The organism is Methanotorris formicicus Mc-S-70 (genome assembly GCF_000243455.1).
Taxonomy (GTDB): Archaea; AGJL01; Methanococci; order Methanococcales; family Methanococcaceae; genus Methanotorris; species Methanotorris formicicus.
The window spans coordinates 1-2,318 of sequence record NZ_AGJL01000095.1 but is presented as its reverse complement, the minus strand read 5'-3'; the positions used below and the strand labels follow the sequence as shown (position 1 = coordinate 2,318).

Annotated in this window: 1 protein-coding gene; it reads left to right on the top strand. The window is 32.2% G+C overall.

The window, feature by feature from the left end; translation table 11 throughout:
- Positions 1 to 548: 548 nt before the first annotated feature.
- Positions 549 to 2,117, top strand: a complete 1,569-nt coding sequence (locus METFODRAFT_RS09450; protein ID WP_007045397.1) for an S-layer protein — start codon at positions 549 to 551, stop codon at positions 2,115 to 2,117.
- Positions 2,118 to 2,318: the final 201 nt, after the last annotated feature.

Below are 2,318 nucleotides of genomic sequence, written 5' to 3'. Positions count from 1 at the left end.
GAGAGATGTTTACATAAAGATTTCTAATCATTTAACAGTTAATCACGCATCGAGGGAATACTCTACGGAATATAACTGCGAATGCTTCCATTCGATAATCAAACCTTATCTAAGAAAACATCGAGGCATTAGTCGAAAAAATCTCCACCTATATGTAAACTTCTATACATTTATATACAACTATAAAATCGAATTGTTCTCTGAATTACTTATAATCATGTTAGGTAATGATACTTGAAGATGAGCGTATTTTAATTTAAGTGATTTTGTATCCTACCTTCGCAATCTAACTATAATTTTTTAACATAACTTGTAAATATTTAAATCTATTAAAATAACTTTTCCATTATCTAAAAAAGTTGTAAATTTTTGCAACCTTTTTATTTTTAATTTAATCAATCTATTCCCAATAAATCAAAAAAATAAATTAAAATAAATATTTTCATGAGATGAAACTATTGTTACAACTGTTTCAGATGGTAAGATTTATATACCTCTTATGCAGTATGTATAATCGTCAAAGACAAAAACAATATAGGTGATAAGACATGGCAATGAGTTTGAAAAAAATTGGTGCTATTGCAGTTGGAGGGGCAATGGTAGCAAGCGCATTAGCAAGTGGTGTAATGGCAGTTGAAGTTAGTGGAGATGTTAAATCATTCAAATTTGTAGAAGATGGAAAACCAGCAGTCGATATCGTTGTAGGTTCAAACGCAGCAGCAATGGATGTTGTTTCAGCAGCAGATATTGCTGCGAAAATAGGTTCAATGTGCTACAAAGAAGGAACAGTTAAAGATGGAAGTGCTGTAATAAACGCAGAGGTTTCACAAGAAACTGAGACATACTCAGGTTTAGGTAATGGAGACAACTACATATTAGCAACTCCTGACAAGGATAATGCATTAGGTAGTGTTGAAGGAAATAAAATAAATATATCCAAGGAATTAAGTGTCTTAGAAAAAATTAAAGATGCAATGCCAGAAGACTACTACGGTTATGGAGACTATGATGCTGTAGAAATGATATATGCTGATGTATACGCAAACCTCACAACAAATACAACAGAAATCAAAAAAGGAGATCTTGCTTACTTGTCAGTATTAACAGGAGATAATGGAAATGCACTTAAAGTTTTAAAACCAGGGGTAAGAATTCCATTCTTAGGTAAGGAAAAAGTATATGTTAAGTCAGATGATGATAAAATTGTGTTAGGAGACCTTGCATACTCAGGAATTATCTCTGAAGGGGGTTCTGTTGATATTGGAGATGGTTATGAAGTAAAAGTTGTAGCAATGTATGATGGAACTCCATTAGAAGCTACAATACAAATATTAAAAGATGGTAAAGTTGTAAAAGAGAAAAGAATAGATTTAAATGAATCAGACCCAGGAGAAATAATAACAGATGATAATAAAGTAGCAGTTTTAGGATTCAAAGGATTAAAGAACATCGGTCAAACAAAAGGATATGCGGAAGTTATTGTCGTGAAAGACTTAAAGGCTTTACAGGCTGGAGAAGAATACACAAATGATTGGGAGATTAGGTGGGTCAAAAACGACTCTACATTCCAAACAGGAGATGTCGATACAAGTACTGTTGCAGGTATTGCTTTAGTATATGTAAACGATGATGGAATAACAAAAGATGACTTAGAAAACAAAGACGACAAAGCCAGCATTGGAGTATACTCTGGATTATACATAAAGAGAACAAGTGAAAAAAATGAAGCTCCAGAATTAAGAATTGGTGCAGAATTAAGCAAAGAAGAAACCTTGAACGTAGGACAAAGTGTTTCAATATTCAACGCAGACATAAAATTAAAAGAAATTAATGGGACAGCACAACAAGTAGTTCCAATAACAGCACCAATTGCAAAATTAGATACAGAAGTCTCATTAGACACAGCAGACAAAAACTTAATCTTAGTTGGAGGACCTGTTGTAAACAAATTAACAAAAGCATTAGTAGATGAAGGTAAAGTAAGCATCGACAACACCAGCCCAGCAACAATTGCAGTTGTTGAAGGTGCAGCAGGAGGACATGATGTATTAGTCGTTGCAGGTGGAGACAGAGACAAGACAAGAGAAGCAGCAGAAGAATTAATCAAAATGATTTAAATTCTTAACTTTTTCTTTTTTTATTTTTTGGAATATTAATCCATAGATTTAAATTAATAGTCGTTAATATTTTTAAGTAACCTTAAGATTTAAATATACTCATGACATATATAAATAAGTTGTTTATAGTAGGACTTTCGCAAATACATTTAAATACTTAGATTAACAATAAACCAGTTTCTTTACATAAAGAGATTATGG

What these genes read in the sequence shown, in the direction of transcription:
- METFODRAFT_RS09450 (WP_007045397.1), top strand. Translation starts at nt 549, where the DNA reads ATGGCAATGAGTTTGAAAAAAATTGGTGCTATTGCAGTTGGAGGGGCA.